We start from the raw sequence: 19,440 nt of genomic DNA on the forward strand, positions 1-19,440 counted from the left end.
CATGTCCGTCAATTCCGACCGTCGTCGTCCGTCCCAGGCGCGCATAGGGTCACCCCCGGCCCGCCACTTCCGATCAAGGAGCGACACGCCCCCATGCCCGCACCGCACCTCTCGCTGCCGCCCACCGACCGTGTCCTGTCCCCGCTCACGGGCTGGACGCGGGCTCACTGGGAGGCGCTCGCCGACCGGCAGTTGGAGGCGCTCGTCCTGTACGCGACGCCTGGGTTCGCGCAGTACCGGCTGCCGGGGCGGGCCAGCTGGTCGGGGGTCGTGTCGGACGGACTCGAGGGGTTCGCGCGGTCATTCCTGCTGGCCTCCTTCCGCATAGCGGGCGCGGGCGGGGACGTGGATCCCCGACTCGTAGAACGCTACGCGCAGGGTCTGACAACCGGCACCGACCGCGGCCGCGGCGCGGGTCTCGACGGCGAGGCGTGGCCCGAACTCACCAACTGTTCCCAGCAGATGGTGGAGGCCGCGTCCATCGCGATCGGGCTGCACGAGACCCGCCCCTGGATCTGGGACAAGCTCGACTCCCGGGTCCAGGAGCGGATCGTGGACTGGTTCTCCGGATTCGTCGGCGGCCGCACCTGGGACAACAATTGGCGTCTGTTCCAGGTGGTTTCGGAGCAGTTCCTGGCCTCGGTCGGGGCCCCGTACAGCCAGGAGGGCATCGACGGCGGCCTCGACCGTATCGAGGACTGGTATGTCGGCGACGGCTGGTACACCGACGGCGACGGCCGCAACTTCGACTACTACATCGGCTGGGCCATGCATCTGTATCCGCTGCTGTGGGCGCGGATGGCGGGCCCGGACGGCGACGGCGGCCGCGCGAAGGTCTACCGGGAGCGCCTGTCTCAGTTCCTCACCACCTACCCGCACTTCTTCGGCGGTGACGGCGCACCCGTGCACCAGGGCCGCTCACTGACGTACCGTTTCGCCGCCACCGCGCCCGTGTGGATGGGCGCGCTCGCGGACTGCACCCCGCTGGAGCCGGGGCTCACCCGGCGCCTCGCGTCGGGCACGGCACGGCACTTCGTGGAGCGCGGCGTCCCCGACGAGCGGGGTCTGCTGCCGCTCGGCTGGTACGGGACGTTCCTGCCGACGACGCAGGCGTACTCGGGCCCCGCCTCGCCGTACTGGGCGAGCAAGGGGTTCCTCGGGCTGCTGCTGCCCGCCGACCATCCGGTGTGGACCGAGCGCGAGGCGCAGCTGCCCGTCGAGAAGTCCGAGCAGTACACGGCGCTGCCCGCGCCCGGCTGGCTGCTGCACGGCACGCCGCACGACGGGATCGTGCGGCTGATCAACCACGGCAGCGACCACAACCCGCTCGAGGGTCCCGCCACGGACGATCCGCACTACGCGAAGCTCGCCTACTCCACGGCGACGGCGCCCGAGTCGGCCCCGCACGCCTGGCAGCGGACCGTCGACAACCACGTGGCGCTCGTCGCGAAGGACGGCACCCCTTCGCGCCGGCGCCGGATCCACCCGATCTCCTGCGAGGGGCGCGTCGCCTCGTCCCGCCATGACGCCCAACTGCCGGGATTCGACGAGGAGTTCCCGATCGAGTCGACGACCGTTCTGCACGGGCCGTGGGAGATCCGCGTGCACCGGGTGCACGCACCCGAGGGCGTGACGGTGCGCGAGGGCGGCTACGCGGTCGCCGACGAGAGCAGCGTCCACGCCGAGCGGGGCCCGGGCTGGGCGCTGACGCGTACGGAGTCCGGGGTGACCAGCGCGGTGGTGGCGCTGCACGGCTGGGACGAGGAGTCCGGTGTCGCACGGGAGGTCGAGGCCAACGCCTACGGCCCGCACTCGGCGACGCCCTACCTCCGCTCGACCGGCCACCCCGGAGGATCCGGCGTGCACGTCACGCTCGCGGTCCTGACGCGCGACGTCGTGCATCCGCAGGCCCTGCGCGAGTCGATCTCATGCGTGGCGGACCCCGGGGACGGCGGGCAGGTGCGGATCACGTTCCCCGACGGCGGGACGGTCACCGTCTGACGTCGTCACGTGCGGGCCCCGTACGTCGGGGCGGGGGCGTGGGCCAAGAGGTGCCTGACGAGGGTGAGAAGGGTCTGGATGCCGGAGCTCGAGATCCGGGCGTCGCACCGCACGACGGGCACCTGCGGGTCGAGGTCGATGGCCGCCCGCACCTCGTCGGGGTCGTAACGGTAGGCGCCGTCGAACTCGTTGACGGCCACGATGAACCCCATACCGCGCTCCTCGAAGAAGTCGACGGCCGCGAAGCAGTCCTCGAGACGGCGGGTGTCCGCGAGGATCACCGCGCCGAGCGCCCCCTCGGAGAGCTCGTCCCACATGAACCAGAAGCGCTCCTGCCCGGGCGTGCCGAACAGATACAGCACGTGTTGCGGGTCCAGGGTGATCCGCCCGAAGTCCATCGCGACCGTCGTCTCGACCTTGTTCTCGATGCCTTCGAGGTCGTCGGTCTCGGCGCTGACCGTGGTGAGCAGCTCCTCCGTGCTCAGCGGGGCGATCTCGCTGACCGCGCCGACGAAGGTCGTCTTGCCGACACCGAAGCCACCCGCGACCAGGATCTTCAGCGCGGTGGGGAAGGCGTCAGAGCTGTCGTCGTAGTCCATCGAGCACTGCCTCCAGCAGGGACCGGTCAGTGGGGTTGTCGTGGAACGTGGGGGGCTTGGTGGTGATCGCCCCGCAGTCGACGAGGTCGGACAGCAGGACCTTCGTGACGGCGGCGGGGAGTTTCAGATGGGCCGCGATCTCCGCGACCGATGTGGGGTGGGCACACAGTTCGAGCGCCTCGCCGTGTTCGGGCCCCAGGTAGCCGAGCGGGGTGGCCCCGGTCGCCATCACCAGCGACAGGAGATCCAGCGAGGTCGTCGGCTGCGTCCGCCCGTTGCTCACCGTGTACGGGCGGACGAGGCGGCCGGCCGCTGCGTCGAGCCACGGCCCGTCCTGCGGCGCCGTCATGCTCAGTTCCTCATCGCCGTGGGTTCGGCCGCGTGCTGGCGGGGTGCGGTCATCAGGTACGGGCGCACACTCTTGACCAGCATGGCCATCTCGTAGCCGAGCACCGCGGCGTCGGCCTCACGTCCGGCGAGCACCGCGAGGCACGTGCCGGAGCCCGCGGTGGAGACGAACAGCAGGGTGGAGTCCAGCTCGACGACGACCTGCCGGACCTCACCCCCGTCCCCGAAACGGACGCCCGCGCTGCGGCCGAGGGAGTACAGGCCCGACGCCAGGGCCGCCATGTGGTCGGCGCTGTCGGCGTCGAGGCCGTGGACGGACTTGACCAGCCCGTCGGACGAGAGGAGGACGGCGCTGCGGGTGTGCGGCACACGCTGGACGAGGCCGCTCATCAGCCAGTCGAGATCGGACACATGACCCGTCGGCACATCGCTCGCCATGGGGGATCGACTCCTTGGTGGACTGCTGGGGATGCGTTGACTGTGGGAAGTGCGGGACTGCTTGCGGCACCTGGCGGGCGCACGGGAGGTGGGCGCACAGGTGGCGGGCGAACGTCATCCGGCCGTATCGCTCCCGTCGTGCCGTGCGTCCGGTTCGTAGGCGGCGAGTGACCCGGTGGCGGGACCGCCGGTCGGCTCGGGACCGGCCTGAGGCAGGTCGCGCACGCCGAGGGTCAGATCCCGCGCCTCGGCCGCCTCCGCGAGCCCGATGCCGCGCTGGAACGCCGCCATCAGACCGGGGTCGTGGAGTACGGGCGCCTCGTTCTCGGGGCGCTCCTGCCGCTGCGCCGGGCCGCCCCTCAGCTGCGGCGCGAGGTGTTCCTGGACGCGCCGTCTGGGGAGTTGGGGCCGCCCCATGGTGCCGCGCACGGCGCCGTTGACCGGGGTCGGCTGGACGGGCGTGTGCTCGCCGGTGACCTGCCGGTCCTCGGAACGGATGCCGGGCAGCGCGTCGGCGGATGTCCGTCGCTCGTCCCTGGCGGTACGCAGCGGGAGGGGCGGCGCGACGCCGTTCGCCCCGGAATGCCTGCCGTCGGAGGCACCGCCCTGAGGCTGCCGAGGGACGACGGCCACGCCGGCGTGCGGGGTCTCGCGGGGCGGCGGCGGGGGTTGGTGCGGTGCCTCGTACGACTGGGGGGCCAACGGCTGGGGGTCGAAAGGCTGGGGGGCGGGCTGAGGGGGAAGGTGGAGCTGGTTCTGGAGCTGGGGCTGCGGTGGTCGGCGGTGGGACTGCGGCTGAGGCTGCTGTTCGAGCTGGTGTTGCCGTTCCTGCTGGTTCTGGTGTTGCGAGAGTCGCCGTTCATGCGCCTGGTGCCGCTGGTGCATGGTCTGCGCGCTGTCGTCCGTCGCGTCCGCGGCGCTCCGTGGCCTCGGCGCGGGCTCGTTCTCGTCGCCGCCGAGCAGGCTCTGCGGCACGACGAGGACCGCCTGCACACCGCCGTAGATGTTGCTCTGGAGCCGGACCGTGATGCCGTGTCTGCGGGCGAGCTGCGAGACGACGAAGAGGCCGATGCGCCCGTCCTGGAGGAGGCTCGCGACGTTGACCTGGTCCGGGTCGGCGAGCAGCGTGTTCATCTTGTTCTGCTCGGTGACGGGCATTCCGAGGCCGCGGTCCTCGACCTCGATGGCAAGGCCGGACGTGACGGTGGTGGCACGGAGCAGGACCTGGGTGTGCGGGGCAGAGAACACGGTGGCGTTCTCAACGAGTTCGGCGAGCAGGTGGATGCAGTCGGCGACGGCGTGCCCGTGCAGGGTGCCGTCGACCGGCGGGACGAGCTTGACCCGTGAGTACTGCTCGACCTCCGCTATGGCCGACCGCATGACCTCGGTCATGGAGACCGGGCGGCTCCATTGGCGCCGGGACACGGCACCGCCGAGCACGGCCAGGTTCTCGGCGTGCCGGCGGATCCGGGTGGCGAGGTGGTCGACGTGGAACAGGCCCTTGAGCAGGTCGGGGTCCTCGACGTCGTTCTCGAGTTCGTCGAGGATCGAGATCTCGCGGTGCACGAGGGACTGCAGGCGCCGGGCCAGATTGACGAAGACCTCGACCTTCTGCTCGCTGCCCGCGTGGCTGGAGAGCTGGGACGCCTGGACGACGGCGGTGACGGCCACGTCCTGGGCGCGGGTCATGTCCGCGGCCAGCAGGTCGAACTCGTCGGCGTCCGGGGCGGCCGCGGGGGCCTGCCTGCGGGGCGGCGGCCCCTCGCCCTTGCGCAACTGCTCTACGAGACCGCGCAGTTCACCCTGCCCGCGCGCGCTCGCACGGCGCAGGACACCGACCCGTTCACGTACGGTCCTGGCCGCCCGGTCGGCGGCCACGGCGGCGATCACGATGCCGGCCAGGGTGACGAGGCACGCTCCGGCGAGGACGGCCCAGAGGGCGAGCCCGGGGCGGGCGCCCGTGGAACGGACGGTGAAGAGAACGGCCGCGCTGGCGCTCAGGGCGACGGCGAGCGGGGGCAGTACGGCAAGGCGCAGAAGCTGGGGCCGTATGTGGGTCTCGGGCTGCGGGGGGACGGACCGGCCGCCCGGCCTGCCGTGCCGACCGCCCTCTCGGCGGTCTGCGCGGGGGGCCGGTGGGCGAAGGTGAGACATTCGGCGTCCTCGTACGTGGGGGCTCCTGCGGGTCGGCGCGAGGCGGGCAGGCGGCATCGCGCTCCCGGCCGGGAGCGGGTGGGAATGCCGCCGCTGCGTCGCTCAGCGAGCACACACGGTAGTCGGGGACGGCTCACATGCGGTGGGCAGTTGCCAAAGTCCGGCGGCCCAGGTCCCGCTCTGGTATGAGGCTTCGTACGACAGACCGATAACAGGGATGGACGCCCGACCGGTCATGGGTACGGGTGTTCCCTCAACCGAAAATGTGTCCTGTTCACGGCGCGCGCGGCATGCCGGATGTTCGAGGAGTCGGGCCACGACAGCCACCGAGATCCGGACTCTCACGCGCAAAGGTCCGGGCCCTCACAGGACGATTGCCTGAGAGCCCGGACCTCGTCGACGTGCTCAGACCGCCGGTACGGCCTCCTGCTCGCCGGAGCCGGCCCCGGCGCCCGCGCCGTTCCCGGCTGCCGTGCCGGCGTCCGGCCGGTCAGCCGACTCCGCCGCGGGCCAGCCTTCCGCGGGCTGCGTGGCGATGGCGCGCCACCACGGCTGGACGGGGAGCGTCTCGGCCGTGGGTTCGAAGGGCTCGCCCGGGCACGGGAGCGCGACCTTGGCCCCGGCCCGCTGTCCCGCCGCGAGCGTGCCCTCGCCGGGCTCGGACCACGGATGCGGCGCCAGATTGAACGTGCCCCAGTGGATCGGCAGCATGGGCCCACCGCCGGGCCCGCCCTGGAGGTCGAGGTGAGCGCGCATGCCCTCCTCGGGACGCATGTGGATGTCGGGCCAGAAGTCGCTGTACGCGCCGATCTGGATCATCGTCACGTCGAACGGCCCGTGCTCCTCGCCGATGTCCTTGAAGCCGGGGAAATAGCCGGTGTCACCACTGTGGTAGACGCGGTGCTCGAGACCGGCGACGACCCAGGACGCCCACAGGGTGTGCTGCTCGTTGCGCAGGCCGCGGCCGCAGAAGTGGCGCGCGGGCGTCGCCGTCAGGGTCAGCCCCGCCACCTTCGTCGACTCGTTCCAGTCGAGCTCGCGGAGGCGGTCCGCGGGGACGCCCCAGTGCTCCAGGTGCGCGCCGACGCCGAGCGGCACCGCGAACACCGTGTCCGTGTCCGTGTCGGCCAGCGCGCGGATCGTGGGCAGGTCCAGGTGGTCGTAGTGGTCATGGGAGATCACCACCACGTCGACCGGGCCGAGCGCGGCGAGCGGCAGCGGTACGGGGTGCAGCCGCTTGGGGCCCGCGAAGGAGAACGGGGAGCAGCGCTCGCCCCAGACGGGGTCGAGCAGCACGCGGCGGCCGTCGATCTCGGCGAGGACGCTGGAGTGCCCCATCCAGGTCAGCCGCAGGCCGCTCGCCGGGGGCTTGGCGAGGTCGGCGAGGGTCGTGGAGTGCACAGGGACGGTGCCCGTCGGCGCCCGGCGGACGCGCCCCTCCTTGGCGAAGAAGACCTTCGCGAACTCGATCATGGAACCCGCGGGCCGGGTGCGTGCGCCCACCGGGTTCTGGAAGCTGCCGTCCGCGAAGTTCGGCGACCTCCGGATCCGCGCGAGTCTCTCTCCCGCCGGGTCCGCGCCGAAAGCGGCGGGCCGCAGCGGGCGGAGCCCGGAGCTCAGGGAACGTGACACAGCGCCTCCCGGTGGATCGATCAGGGTTTCCCGATCAGGGACTCCATTATGGGCGGCCCCGCCGACAGCGCCCGATCCGAGACCTGGACGCACAGGGAATTCCAAGGCACGCCCCGGTTGCGCGGCGCCGACGTCACTCGGCGTCACGGCCGGCAACCGGCCCGTGTCGCGCTCGGACCTCCCCGCGCGCCGAGTCGGCGGAGGCCGCTTCGCAGTGGCGTCAGAAAACTGATCCATCATTCAGTAGCCGTTGCGTTGACACCGGTCTTCACGGACTCAGATACTGACTGGCGATTCAGTAATCGGGTCAGTGATCCGCGCCGGTCGTGACCCCCTCGTCGGTATCCGTCAGTTTCTGGAGGCACCGTGTCAGAGCTCCCCATCGAGCTGGTCCCCCTCACCCCGGAGCAGCGGGACATCGTGGACCTCACGAGGACGTTCGCACGTGAGGAGATCCGCCCGCGCGGGCGCGCCGTGGACGAGGCGGACGTCGAGACGCCCTGGGATCTGTGGCGCGCGGCCGCGAAGGTCGGCATCACCGGCTTCATGCTGCCCGAGGAGTACGGGGGCGGCGGGTTCACCGACGTGTTCACGCAGGTCCTCGTCCAGGAGGAGCTGTGCGTCGGCGACCTGGGCATCGGCAACCTCCTCTGCTCGAACGGCTTCTTCGCCGACCCGGTCATGGAGCTGGGCACCGAGGAACAGAAGCGCGCGTGGCTGACGCCGCTGGCCGGGGCCGACACCCCGATGACCTCGCTGGCGACGACCGAGCCGGGCTCCGGGTCCGACGCCGCGTCGATCGTGACGACCGCGACGCGCACGGCGGGCGGCTACCTCCTGAACGGCCAGAAGGCGTGGATCTCGAACGCGGGCGAGGCCGAGCAGTACGTCGTCTTCGCCAAGACCGACCCGTCGCAGCGCTCGCGCGGAGTCACGGCGTTCCTGCTGCGCAAGGGCGCGGAGGGGCTCACGTTCGGTGAGCCGATGCGCAAGATGGGCCAGCGCGCGATCGTCTGCCGCGAGGTGTTCTTCTCCGACGTGTTCGTGCCCGACGCCGACCGTCTCGGCGACGAGGGGCAGGGATTCGCCGGCCTCATGCGGACGTTCGACATCTCGCGCGCCGTTCTGGGCGCGGCGGCCACGGGCGTGGCGCGGGCCGCGTACGAGTACGCCCGTGACTACGCACGCACGCGCGTGCAGTTCGGCAAACCGATCATCGAGCACCAGGCCGTGGCGTTCCGCCTCGCGGACATGCGCACGCGGATCGAGCAGTCCCGTCTGATGACGTGGCGTGCCGCGCGGCGTCTGGACGCCGGACTCGACGCGACCGCCGAGGCGGCCATGGCCAAGCTGACCGCGTCGGAGACGGCGGCGTACTGCACCTGGGCGGCCGTGCAGACGCTCGGCGGCTGGGGCTACTCGCGTGAGTTCCCGGTCGAGCAGTGGATGCGGGACGCCAAGCTGGAGGAGATCGAGGAAGGCACCTCCGACATCATGCGCCTGGTCATATCGAGGTCGCTGTGACCGAGGGGACGGCGACGGAGCGAACGGTGACGGAACAGATGCGGACGTCGACCGGCGGCGAGGCGCTCGTCAGGGCACTCGCCGCCCACGGGGTCTCCACCGCGTTCGGCATTCCGGGGACCCACAACCTGGAGATCTACCGGCACTTGGCGGCGTACGGCATCACGCATGTCGCCCCGCGTCACGAGCAGGGCGCCGGGTACGCGGCCGACGCCTACGCGCGCGTGACGGGCGATCCCGGGGTGGCCATCACGACGACGGGGCCCGCTCTCCTGAACATCGCGGCCGCAGTCGGGCAGGCGTACTCGGACAGCGTGCCGCTTCTCGTGGTGTCGCCGGGCATGCCGCTGCGCCATCCGCGCCAGTCGACGGGTCTGCTGCACGAGATGCGCAGCCAGACGGAGGCACTGCGGAACGTGGCGGCGTTCAGCCATCGGGTGTCCTCCGTGGAGGAGATCGGGGCGGCGGTGGCGCGCGCGTTCAGCCTGTTCCGTACGGAGAGGCCGCGGCCCGTGCACATCGAGGTGCCGCTCGACCTGCTCGAGGCGACGGAGCCCGCCGGGCCGGTACGGCGCGCTCCCCTGGTGGCGCCCCGCGCGGCGGACGGTCCGTCGCTCGACGCGGCGGCCGCCCTCCTCGCCGGCGCGGCGCGCCCCGGCCTGGTCCTGGGCGGTGGCGCACGCGGTGCGGCCGAGCAATGCCGGGCACTGGCAGAGCGGTTGGGCGCTCCGGTGGCGACGACCGCGAACGGCAAGGGCATCGTCGACGAACGGCATCCCCTCGCCCTCGGTGTGTCCCTGCACAGCCCCTCCGTACAGAAGTGGCTGGCCGACTGCGACATCGTGCTCGCCGTCGGGACGGAACTCGCCGAGTCGGACCTGTGGTCCACGCCGCCCGCGCTCGACGGCAGGCTGATCCGCGTCGACGTCGATCCGGCGCAGATGTACGCGGGCCTACCCGCGGACGTCGCCCTGGTGGGCGACGCACACGCGACCATGCAGGCGCTCAAGGAGCGGCTCGCCAGGGTGCCGGCCCCCGCGTCCACGGACGCGGCCACGCGGACCACGGCCGCCGTGCGCGCCTCCCGCGACGACGAGACACGCGCACGTGACGCTCGTTGGGTGCCGTATCTCGAAGCGATCAGGAGCGTCCTCGCAGCCGATGCCGTGGTGACCTCCGACAGCGCCCAGTGCTGCTACTACGGCGCGCTCCCGCACCTCCCCGTCGGCCCCGAGGGGCGCTATCTGCACCCCACCGGGTTCGGCACGCTCGGCTACGCGCTGCCCGCCGCGATCGGCGCGAAGACCGCCTGCCCCGACCGGCAGGTGATCGCGATCAGCGGGGACGGCGGGCTCCAGTTCTCCGTGCAGGAGCTGGCCACGGCCGCGCAGCTCCAACTGCCGCTGCCCGTAGTCGTGTTCGACAACGGCGGCTACGGCGAGATCCGCGACGAGATGGCCGCGCGCGGCGACACACCCGCCGCCGTCGACCACGCACGCGTGGACCTCGCCGGCCTCGCGCGCGCCTTCGGCGGCAGGGGCGCACCCGCGCACTCCCCCGGCGAACTCGCCGCGCTCCTGACCCGCGCCCTGGCCACCCCCGGACCCACCCTGATCACCGTCCCCGAGGAGACCGCATGACCGCGCCCGCCACCCCCCTGATGTCGCTCACCTGGACCGACCACGTCACCGGCAGGCACGGCTACCTCGTCGTCGACCGGCTGGTGCGCGGCGTGTCCAGCGGCGGGCTCCGCATGCGTCAGGGCTGCACCCTCGACGAGGTCGCGGGCCTCGCGCGCGGGATGACGATGAAGGAGGCTCTGCACTACAACCCGCAGGGCCGCTACATCCCGCTGGGCGGCGCCAAGGGCGGCATCGACTGCGACCCGCAGGACCCGGAGGCGTACGGCGTCCTCGTGCGCTATCTGCGCGCCATGCGGCCCTACATCGAGTCCTTCTGGACGACCGGCGAGGACCTGGGGCTCACCCAGGACCTCGTCGACAGGGCGGCCGAGGAGGCCGGGCTCGTCTCGTCCATCCAGGCCGTCTACCCGCTGCTCGACGACGAGACGGCCGCGCGCCGGCGCCTCGCCGACGCCTTCGCGGTCGACGTCGACGGCATCGGCCTCGACGAACTCGTCGGTGGCTGCGGAGTCGCCGAGTCGGTGCTCGCGGCCCTGGACCGCGCGGGCGTCCCCTACGAGGGCACCCGGGTGTCCGTGCAGGGCCTGGGCACCATGGGCGGGGCGACCGCCCGGTTCCTGGCGCGCGCGGGCCTGCGGGTCGTGGCCGTCGCGGACGTGAAGGGCACCGTCGCCAACCCCGAAGGCCTGGACGTGGACGCGCTCCTCGCCGCCCGTGACGCCTACGGGACGGTGGACCGCTCGGCGCTGCGCGAGGGTGACCGTGAACTGCCGGGCGACGCCTGGCTGTCGGCCGACGCCGAGGTCCTCGTGCCCGCCGCCGTGTCGTACGCGGTGGACGCGGCGAACCAGGAACAGATCACGGCGCGCTGGATCGTCGAGGCCGCCAACATGCCCGTGCTGCCCGAGGCGGAGGAGCTGCTCGCGCTGCGCGGCATCACCGTCCTGCCCGACGTCGTCGTCAACTCCGGTACGAACGCCTGGTGGTGGTGGACCCTGTTCGGGGACATCGAGGCAAACGCGGACGAGGCGTTCGCGTACACGCGGCGCTCCATGCGCGCGCTGATCGACCAGATGCTGGCGCGGGCCGAGGCGGACGGGACGACGCCGCGTGCCGCCGCGCACGCGATCGTCGCGGACCGCCTCCCGGTGATCGCGGAGCGGTTCGGGTGGTACAGGTGACGCCCCCGCCAGACACCGGTGCGCACGCGCGCGTGGGCCTCGACGCGCTCTTCGACCCTCGGTCGGTCGCAGTCGTCGGGGCGTCCGACAACCCGGAGAAGTGGGGCTACTGGCTGGCGTCGGGGGCCCTGTCGGGCCGTGACCGCCGGGCCGTCCACCTCGTCAACCACCGCGGGGGCGCCCTGGACGGCGAACCGTTCCTGCCGGATCTCGCCTCGCTGCCCGTGCCCCCCGAGCACGTCGTCGTCGCCGTGCCGCCCCGCCATGTGCGGCCGGTGGTCACGGACGGCCTCGCGGCGGGCGCCCGGTGTTTCACCGTGATCACGTCGGGCGGCGCCACCGCCGAGGAGGAACGGGCGCTCGCCGAGCTCGTCACGGCCCGGGGCGCGCGGCTGCTCGGCCCGAACTGCATGGGCGTGGTGGACACGACGAGCGAACTCCGGCTCAGCTGGGGCGAGTTCCCCTCGGGCGGCCTCGGTCTCGTGTCCCAGAGCGGGAATCTCGCCCTGGAGATCGGCCGACTCCTCGCACGCTCCGGACAGGGCTTCTCCCGGTTCGTGTCACTGGGCAACCAGCGGGACATCGACGCGGCGGACGCCCTGGAGTCGCTGATCGCGCACGGGCCCACCAGAGCGCTCGCCGCGTACATCGAGGACTTCCGCGACGGCCGGCGGCTCGCACAGGTCCTGGCGGCCACGCACGCCGCCGGGAAACCCGTCCTGCTCCTGACCGTGGGACGCAGCGCCGCCTCCGGGCGCGCCGCCGCGTCCCACACCGGCGCCCTGGTGAGCGCGCGCGCCACCGTGGAGGCGGTGTGCCGCGACGCCGGCGCCCTGCTGCTCGACACGGCGGGCGAACTGGTCGACACAGCGCTGTACTTGCTGGCGCAGGGCGTACGCGACCGGAGTGCGGGGCACACGGCCGCCGGCCCGTCGCCTCACCTGCGCAGCGTCGCCGTGGTCGGGGACAGCGGCGGTCAAGGTGCCCTCGCCGCCGACGCGTTCGCCGCACAAGGCCTCGACGTGCCCGCCTTCACGGAGGACACGCGCGATGCGGTGGCCGAGCAGCTGCCGAGTGGAGCCGGGTGCGGCAACCCGGTCGACCTGGCGGGCGCGGGTGAGGCCGATCTCGGCAACTACGCGCGCGTGGCGGGCACCCTGCTGCACTCGGGAGACACCGACGCCGTCGTCCTCACGGGCTACTTCGGCGACTACGCGACCGCCAACCCGGCCCAGACAGAACACGAATGCGAGGTCGCACACGCCCTCGCGGACGCCGCCGTCACATCCGGGCGTGCCCTCGTGGTGCACACGATGGCCCGTGACACCCCCGCCCTGACCGTTCTGCGGCAGCGCGGTGTGCCCGTCTACGAGCGCATCGAGCAGGCCGCGACCGCCGTCGCCGCGGCGGCCCGCCTCACGGACCCTCCGCTCACCCGCGAGGATCCGCCGGCCCCGGCGACGTACAGGCTGACGGACGGCGGTTACGAAAGCGTGCGGGAGCTGCTTTCCTCTTATCAACTCGCCTTTCCTGCAGCCGAGTTCGTGACCGACGCGGACGGAGCCGTGGAGGCGGCGGAGCACCGGACGGGGTATCCGCTCGTCCTCAAGGCCATGGGGCTCGCGCACAAGACCGAGGCGGGCGGGGTCGCCCTGTCCATCGCCGACGCCGACGCCCTACGGGCCGCGTTCGCCCGTATGAAGGCGGCGACGGGCGCGGACCGCTACGCCGTGGAGGCCATGGCCACCCCGCCGTACGGACACGAACTGATCGTCGGTGTGCGGCGCGACCCGTCGTTCGGGCCCGTCGTCATGGTCGGCATCGGAGGAGTGACCGCCGAACTGCTCGCCGACACGGCGCTGGCCCTCGCACCCCTGACGCCGGCACGCGCACGTGCCCTGCTCCTGCGACTGCGGCACGCACCGTTGCTGACGGGCTGGCGCGGCGCGCCCGGAGCACATCTGGACGCGGCGGCCGCCGCCGTGTGCGCGGTCGCGCGGGCCGCCGTCGACCATCCGGAGCTGGCCGAACTGGAGGTCAATCCCCTGCTCGTGCACCCGGGCGGCGCGATCGCACTGGACGCCCACGGAGTGCTCGACCAGGCCGTCGCCTCACCGGCGCCCGTCCATGGCGTCGGCGAGGAGGCCGGCGGTCTCCTGGTCGAGCGGTAGGAACGCCTCCAGTTTCAGCTCGGCGAGCGTGACGTCGACCGCCGTCCCGAAGTGGGTGAGCGTGCTCAGGAGGCGCAGCTCGCCGCGCTCCGTACGCAGCCGCAGCGGGACGGCGAAGCCGAGGTAGTCCGGACCGGCTTCTCGGGGCCGGTCCGGCACCATGTCCTCCAGTTCGGCGACCAGCTCCGTGAGAGCTCGGTTGGAATTGCGGACGGACTCGTCGCGCAGTCCGTCGATGACGTGCCAGGCCCACTCGTCCAGGTTCACGATCCGCGGCGCGAGGCCGCGCGGATGCAGCAGCACGCGCGATGTTCACCGGCGTCGAGAGCAGCGCCGGATCGACCGTTCCTAGATAGTGAGCGGGAGTGAGTCGTAGATCCACTCTCGTTCGCTACGCCCGTCCCGAACGGTGTTGGGCGGGCTGGGTCGCCGCTTTCGCTTTCCTGGTGGCGTCACCACTGCTGGTGGTGGTCCGGTCCGGGGTGGGCGGTCTCCCTCACGTCCGGGGTTTCGGGGTGCGGCCTGGGTGATCCGATGCCCCACGCGATCTCTCCGGTCGCGTGGGGGCGGTGTCGTCCGTCGCCGTGCCCCGAATCCCTGGGCGCGCCTTCCGATCACGAGGCTTGCGGCCTCATGCCGGGTGGTCTGATGGGTGGGGATGCTGGTCGGCTTCTGCCAGTGCTCGGCGCCCCACCGGCTGCTGTACGCGGCATCGACCGCGATCACGCTGATGCCCTGCTCGGCAGCCATCGAAATGAGCCGGGCAGCCAGCCGTGCGGTGGGAAAGCGGGAGATCAGACAGCGGAAACGCTTGTTACGGCCGTGCTTCTCCCGGGTCTTGGAGTCCGCGAAATCGAGGTCCTCGATCGCAATAGCGCTCGCGCCACGCTGTTGCGCGTAGTGGAGCAGGCGGCTGGTGGCGTGCCGGATCTGTGCATCCCGATGCAGGGCATTGCCGGACAGGTCATAGAAGAAACGCGCCGGACGCCCGACCGGGTTGCCGTGGACGTCGAGGCGCCAGGCGGCGTAGTGATCGTTGTTGGTGTCGACGCCGATCACGGTCCCGTCTGCCAGGGCGGCTTCCAGGGTGAGGGCAGGGGCTGGGGTGCGTTGCCAGGATGCGGTCACATACCAGCGGTCTCGCAGCACATCATGGTGGATGCGATACGCAACTGCCCGGTGGTCAGCGACCCGGTCCGCCCACTCCTGGCCCCGGTGCGCGAACACCGCCCGGGCGGCCAGCACGTAGCGGCCGTGCGGGGCGTTCGCCAAGTCGGCGAGCGGGGCAGGCAGTTTGAGGCTCAACTGCCCGTCGAGATCGAGACGGATGGTCTCGTTGCCGAGGCGCTTGCCGGACTCGCCGTCAGCGGACAGGAATATCCGGGCCGCCTCCCAACGAGAGCGCCACCCCTGCTCGCTGAGCCCGGCCGCATCCAGGTGATGCCTGGTATTGGCCAGCCGCTTGCCGCCACGCACCACCCGCACTCGGCCCGCTACCCAATCCGCCCGCGCGAGGGCCATACGGTCCTCAAGGACGCGCAGGCGGCGCGACTTGGCATGCCACTCACGCCGGGAGCGATACCCGCCCGGCACATTCCGCTCGCCCTTGGCGCCCAGCTCCTGCGCGAGGCGCTGCCGGATACAGGTGATGCCCGCCTCCAACTCCCGGACATGCGCGGCCAGGCACCGCCGCGCCAGCGCCCACTGGTCATGCGAGGCCTTGGTAACCGACCCCGCCCACCGCGCCGATGACAAGGCAGTCAAATCCCGCTTACGCACCGCCCATTGACCGGCATCGTGACCGAGCCCAGCCCTGCTGCGGACCTTCAGATCCCGTCCGGCCAACGACCCCAAATGCCGCCCGACCACACCGAGCACCTCGGCATCGGGTGCGGACAGGCCCTTGAGTCGGGTCCGCACCGCTACCCCGCTCGGAGAGGGAGCCACGAACGGAGCCGCCAACACCCGCAACGCCTTCCCGGCCACCCCACCCACTCCGTCCAGCGAGCCACTCACGCAATCCGATCATCAGTCCACCTGCCCAACGAGCCCCACCCGATCGAGGTCACGCATTCGACACAGGATTCTGCGTTCCCACCGGACGCTCCACCCACTCACACTCCTTCCTGCGCGGTAGAGCACGCCCCTCACCCAACAGTTCGCCACCCCTTCGGTCAGCGCATCGAAGGCCTCGTTGCGCGCGACGAGATCCCCGCGCCGGTCGATGATGACCGCCGGATACGGCAGATGCGCCTCCATGACGCGCTCCAGTGCCGTACGGACGGCGGACAACTGCGGACCCCCGAAATGCGACTCCTGGTACGCGGGTGCGTAACCCGCCGCAAGGAGAAGGGCGTTGCGCTCCCGCAGCGGCACCTTCAGCGCCTCCGCCAGGCGTACGACCATGGCGCGGCCCGGCACCGAGCGGCCGCTCTCCACGAAGCTGACATGCCGCTGCGTGGTCCCCGCGCGCGTGGCCAGCTCCAGCTGGCTGACGCGCCGCCGCACCCGCCACTCGCGCAACGCGTCACCGAACCCGCCCTGTGCCGCCCTGTCCGAGGGCCATGCCCCTGTCCCCGCCTCAGCCGGTTCCGCCTGCGTCGTCACCGGACCGTGTCTACCCGACGGCGGGGTCTACGGGCCATTCCCTGCGGGGAATTGTCGCGCCGCACCCCGCCGCGCAGAGTTCCACATCACAGACAGCCATCAGGGACAGGACAGGAAGCGAGCGATTCCATGCCGCACATCGACGCACAGGAGCTGGCCGGCCGGTACGCGGCCGTCTGGAACGAGCGGGACCCCGGGCTGCGCCGCAAGGCGGTGCACGCCCTGTGGTCCCCGAACGGCGTGCACGCCCTGCTGCCGCCGCAGGAGTTGCGGGAGACGGCCGTGCGCCTCGGCTTCCCCACGGCCGCCTTGGAGGCCCGCGGTCACGACGAGCTGGAGGCGCGGGTGGCGCGGGCCCACGAGGAGTTCGTGGCGTCCGGCGAGTACACGTTCAGGGCGACGGCCACGCACGCGCAGCAGTTGAACGACGTCGTCACGTTCCGCTGGGAGTCGGTCCTCACGCAGAGCGGCGAAGTGACGGGCGGAGGCCTGGAGTTCGTCGTCGTGGCGGAGGACGGGCGCATCGTGCGGGACTACCAGTTCGTGGGGGTCTGACGCGACAGATCGTCCGGGGGGATCCGACACGCAAGGGAGGGCCTACCCCGCCGCGGGGAAGGCCCTCCTTGCGGGCGAGCGCGCTACTTGCCCACGCGCCTGCGCGTCCGCGCGCCCATCGCGTAGAAGACGAGCCCGATGCCGACGAAGAGCAGCAGGGGCAGCACCTGGCTCAGTGTGTACTGGGCGCGCTCACCGGCGAACGACGCGGGCAGTGAGTCAGCCGCGCTGCCCGCCGAGCCGAACCAGCCGACCCCGAAGCCCGGCCAGATCAGCACGATCACGGTGAACGCCACGAAGCCGGTGGCGAGGACGCTCACGACCCACGCGCCCACGCGTCCGCCCGGGACGGCGTACGGGCGTGGCGTGTCCGGGTACTTGCGGCGCAGCACGGCGAGGCTGGGGAACGTGATGACGTACGAGATGAAGGTGGTGCAGATCGTCAGGCCGAGGCCCGCCGCGAAGTACTTCTCGCCGTTGCCGCCCGTGAGGTTGAGGGCGACCACGAAGAGGATCGAACCGAGCACGGCGGAGAGCAGGTTCACGCGCACCGGCGTCCCGTGCTTCTCGGAGATGCGGCCGAGCCAAGCGGGACCGGCGCCGTCCGCGCAGGCGACGGCCTGCGCACGGTGGGCGCCCATGGCCCAGGTGACGCCCGAGGTCAGCAGGCCGATGATCAGGCCCGCCGCGGCGACCCCGCCGAAGGCGGAGCCGAGGCCGGTGAGCGTGACCGTGCCGTCGGCCGCGATCGACCCGCCGTAGACCGTGAACACGGCCTTGCAGGCGTCGATGAATCCGCCGAGGCTGCCGATCTCCTGGCTGGGCAGCACAAAGAGGATGCCGAGGATCGGGCCGCCGTAGAGGAGCACCGCCGCGAAGCCCGAGCGCAGGATCGACAGGGGGATGTCGCGCCGCGGGTTCGTCATCTCCTCGGCCGCGGAGCTGGGCAGTTCGAAGCCGACGTAGTTGAAGATCAGGACCGGGACCAGCGCCACGAAACCGGCGTACGTCGGGACGAACTCACCCGCGGGCAGCGCGTGCACGCCGTGCTGGACGGCGAACACCACCACGGAGACGAGGAAGAACCCGAGGAGCACGATCCGGGCGACGGCGCCCGCGATGGGCACCCATTTGCCGATGCGCACGGACTGTACGACGGCCAGCGCTCCGCCCCAGATGAAGACGAGGCCGGCCGCGTACTTCCAGAATCCCGGCAGCGGGGTGAAGAACTCCTCCCACGTGGTGAGCGCGATGATGCACAGGCTGCCGCCCACCCAGACGGGGTTGGAGATCCAGTAGAGGAGCTGGTTCACACCGGCGACGAGCCTGCCGAACGCCAGGCGCGTCCACACGTAGGGGCCGCCCTGCACGGGGAAGGCGGAGCCGAGTTCGGCGACGAGCAGCCCGTACGGGAGGAAGAACGCGAGGGCGAGGATCGCCATCCAGGTCAGGCCCTGCGGACCCTGGGCGGCCACGGAGCCGATCGTGTCGAGGCCGACGAGGGTGCAGATCAGGAAGAACAGCACGTCCAGCCTGCGCAGGTCCTTCTTGAGCCGGGAGCGCTGTTCACCCCAGCCCTCAGACAGGTCCGGCAGGTCGGGTGCGCCCTTGGCGGACGGCTCGGTCGGCGGTATCGGCGGCGCTTGGGTCACGGGGAAACTCCTGCTGCACGGCGGGGCACGGGGCGTGACGGTTGTTCTCGGACTGTGCTGCGACTCTTGTTGCGACGGTGCCGCGACCGGCTTCCCGGTCGCTCTATTGACTGAACGGCCAGTCAGTAAGCGAGACTGTGACGGGCACCACTGGGCACTGTCAAGAGTCGCGCACGAGCCGTTCGCGCCGGGTTCGCCGCTCGGCGCCCACCGCCGGTGCCCGTGTGTAGGGTTACCGCGTGGCAAGAGTGCGGTTGAGTGTGGCCGAGCGGCGCGAAGAGTTGCTGCGGGCCGCCATCGAGCAGATCGAGGCGCGGGGCGTGGCAGCCGTGCGCATCGCCGACGTCGCCTCAGCGCTCGGGGTGAGCAACGCGCTGGTCCTGTACCACTTCTCGACGAAGGAAAAGCTCGTCTCCGCCGCGTTCGCGCACGCCGCCGAGGGCGACCTGGCGCATCTGCGCAAGCTGCTGGGCAAGCGCACGACGGCGCTGCGCCGGCTGCGTTCGGCCGTGCGCTGGTACGCGCCGACCGGGCAGGCCAAGGGGTGGCGGCTGTGGATCGAGGGCTGGTCCGCGGCGCTGCGTGAGCCCGCGCTGCGGGAGGTCACGCGCGACCTGGACAAGCAGTGGAAGGCGGCGCTCACGCAGGTCGTCGCGGAGGGCGTGGCGGCGGGCGAGTTCCGCTGCCCGGACCCGGCAGGCGCCGCGCTGCGCCTGACGGCGCTCCTCGACGGTCTGGCGGTGCAGATGACCGCGTACACGGGGACGGTCTCACGGGCCCGCATGCAGGAGTGGGTCGACGACGCGCTGGCCCGCGAGCTGGGACTTGAGCGGGCGGACCTGACGGCCACGGCCGGCTGACTGCGCCGTGACGTCCGGCTCCGAAGGGAGCCCGGGGTGACCGCGCAGAAATGACGCGGGGGAGCCGCCCCCAAG

At 71.9% G+C, this 19,440-nt stretch carries 16 protein-coding genes; 7 read left to right on the forward strand and 9 right to left on the reverse strand.

The window, feature by feature from the left end:
- Positions 1–93: 93 nt before the first annotated feature.
- Positions 94–2,001: a DUF2264 domain-containing protein gene (locus OG758_RS12890; RefSeq protein ID WP_326710119.1), complete on the forward strand. Its 1,908-nt coding sequence runs from the start codon at positions 94–96 to the stop codon at positions 1,999–2,001.
- 5 nt (positions 2,002–2,006) lie between these two features.
- Here the strand turns inward: OG758_RS12890 and OG758_RS12895 are convergent, their stop codons facing one another.
- The 5 genes from OG758_RS12895 to OG758_RS12915 all read right to left on the reverse strand — a co-directional run bounded on the left by OG758_RS12895 (position 2,007) and on the right by OG758_RS12915 (position 7,172).
- Positions 2,007–2,600 carry a GTP-binding protein gene (locus tag OG758_RS12895; RefSeq protein ID WP_266932172.1) on the reverse strand — a complete coding sequence of 198 codons (594 nt, stop codon included), beginning with the start codon at positions 2,598–2,600 and terminating at the stop codon, positions 2,007–2,009.
- Positions 2,578–2,949 carry a DUF742 domain-containing protein gene (locus OG758_RS12900; RefSeq protein WP_326710120.1) on the reverse strand — a complete coding sequence of 124 codons (372 nt, stop codon included), beginning with the start codon at positions 2,947–2,949 and terminating at the stop codon, positions 2,578–2,580. The genes OG758_RS12895 and OG758_RS12900 overlap by 23 nt, the downstream gene beginning before the upstream one ends.
- Before the next feature lie 2 nt (positions 2,950–2,951).
- Positions 2,952–3,386, reverse strand: a complete 435-nt coding sequence (locus OG758_RS12905) for a roadblock/LC7 domain-containing protein (RefSeq protein WP_100591713.1) — start codon at positions 3,384–3,386, stop codon at positions 2,952–2,954.
- A gap of 114 nt (positions 3,387–3,500) precedes the next feature.
- Positions 3,501–5,540, reverse strand: a complete 2,040-nt coding sequence (locus OG758_RS12910; RefSeq protein ID WP_326710121.1) for a sensor histidine kinase — start codon at positions 5,538–5,540, stop codon at positions 3,501–3,503.
- A 405-nt stretch (positions 5,541–5,945) separates the two neighbouring features.
- Positions 5,946–7,172 (reverse strand): MBL fold metallo-hydrolase, encoded by a 1,227-nt coding sequence (locus OG758_RS12915; RefSeq protein ID WP_326710122.1) that lies wholly within the window; start codon positions 7,170–7,172, stop codon positions 5,946–5,948.
- 366 nt (positions 7,173–7,538) lie between these two features.
- Here OG758_RS12915 and OG758_RS12920 point away from each other — a divergent pair, with 366 nt between their 5' ends.
- The 4 genes from OG758_RS12920 to OG758_RS12935 are packed head-to-tail and all read left to right on the forward strand — an operon-like array spanning position 7,539 to position 13,691.
- Entirely contained in the window at positions 7,539–8,696 is a 1,158-nt protein-coding gene (locus OG758_RS12920; protein ID WP_326710123.1) for an acyl-CoA dehydrogenase family protein, read from the forward strand.
- A 26-nt stretch (positions 8,697–8,722) separates the two neighbouring features.
- The gene (locus tag OG758_RS12925) at positions 8,723–10,336 is read left to right on the forward strand and encodes a 5-guanidino-2-oxopentanoate decarboxylase (RefSeq protein WP_326710124.1); all 1,614 of its coding nucleotides are present in this window, start codon (positions 8,723–8,725) and stop codon (positions 10,334–10,336) included.
- Entirely contained in the window at positions 10,333–11,520 is a 1,188-nt protein-coding gene (locus OG758_RS12930; RefSeq protein WP_326710125.1) for a glutamate dehydrogenase, read from the forward strand. Before OG758_RS12925 ends, OG758_RS12930 begins: the two co-directional genes overlap by 4 nt.
- Positions 11,517–13,691 carry an acetate--CoA ligase family protein gene (locus tag OG758_RS12935; protein WP_326710126.1) on the forward strand — a complete coding sequence of 725 codons (2,175 nt, stop codon included), beginning with the start codon at positions 11,517–11,519 and terminating at the stop codon, positions 13,689–13,691. The genes OG758_RS12930 and OG758_RS12935 overlap by 4 nt, the downstream gene beginning before the upstream one ends.
- Here OG758_RS12935 and OG758_RS12940 read toward each other — a convergent pair.
- Genes OG758_RS12940 through OG758_RS12950 form a run of 3 tightly spaced genes read right to left on the reverse strand, consistent with a single transcriptional unit; the run spans position 13,632 to position 16,298 of the window.
- Positions 13,632–13,994, reverse strand: a complete 363-nt coding sequence (locus OG758_RS12940) for an MmyB family transcriptional regulator (protein ID WP_326710127.1) — start codon at positions 13,992–13,994, stop codon at positions 13,632–13,634. The genes OG758_RS12935 and OG758_RS12940 overlap by 60 nt on opposite strands.
- Before the next feature lie 45 nt (positions 13,995–14,039).
- Entirely contained in the window at positions 14,040–15,707 is a 1,668-nt protein-coding gene (locus OG758_RS12945) for an IS200/IS605 family accessory protein TnpB-related protein (RefSeq protein WP_382060524.1), read from the reverse strand.
- Between the two features lie 12 nt (positions 15,708–15,719).
- Entirely contained in the window at positions 15,720–16,298 is a 579-nt protein-coding gene (locus OG758_RS12950) for a helix-turn-helix domain-containing protein (RefSeq protein ID WP_326710129.1), read from the reverse strand.
- A gap of 129 nt (positions 16,299–16,427) precedes the next feature.
- On the opposite strand from OG758_RS12950, the gene OG758_RS12955 reads away from it, so the two are divergent.
- The gene (locus tag OG758_RS12955) at positions 16,428–16,853 is read left to right on the forward strand and encodes a hypothetical protein (protein WP_326710130.1); all 426 of its coding nucleotides are present in this window, start codon (positions 16,428–16,430) and stop codon (positions 16,851–16,853) included.
- A gap of 83 nt (positions 16,854–16,936) precedes the next feature.
- Here the strand turns inward: OG758_RS12955 and OG758_RS12960 are convergent, their stop codons facing one another.
- Positions 16,937–18,505, reverse strand: coding sequence for an APC family permease (locus tag OG758_RS12960; RefSeq protein ID WP_326710131.1), 1,569 nt, complete (start codon positions 18,503–18,505; stop codon positions 16,937–16,939).
- 239 nt (positions 18,506–18,744) lie between these two features.
- Here OG758_RS12960 and OG758_RS12965 point away from each other — a divergent pair, with 239 nt between their 5' ends.
- Positions 18,745–19,365 (forward strand): TetR/AcrR family transcriptional regulator, encoded by a 621-nt coding sequence (locus OG758_RS12965; RefSeq protein WP_326710132.1) that lies wholly within the window; start codon positions 18,745–18,747, stop codon positions 19,363–19,365.
- The last annotated feature ends 75 nt before the right edge of the window (positions 19,366–19,440 follow it).

Source organism: Streptomyces sp. NBC_01474 (genome assembly GCF_035918215.1).
Classification (GTDB): Bacteria; Actinomycetota; Actinomycetes; order Streptomycetales; family Streptomycetaceae; genus Streptomyces; species Streptomyces aureus.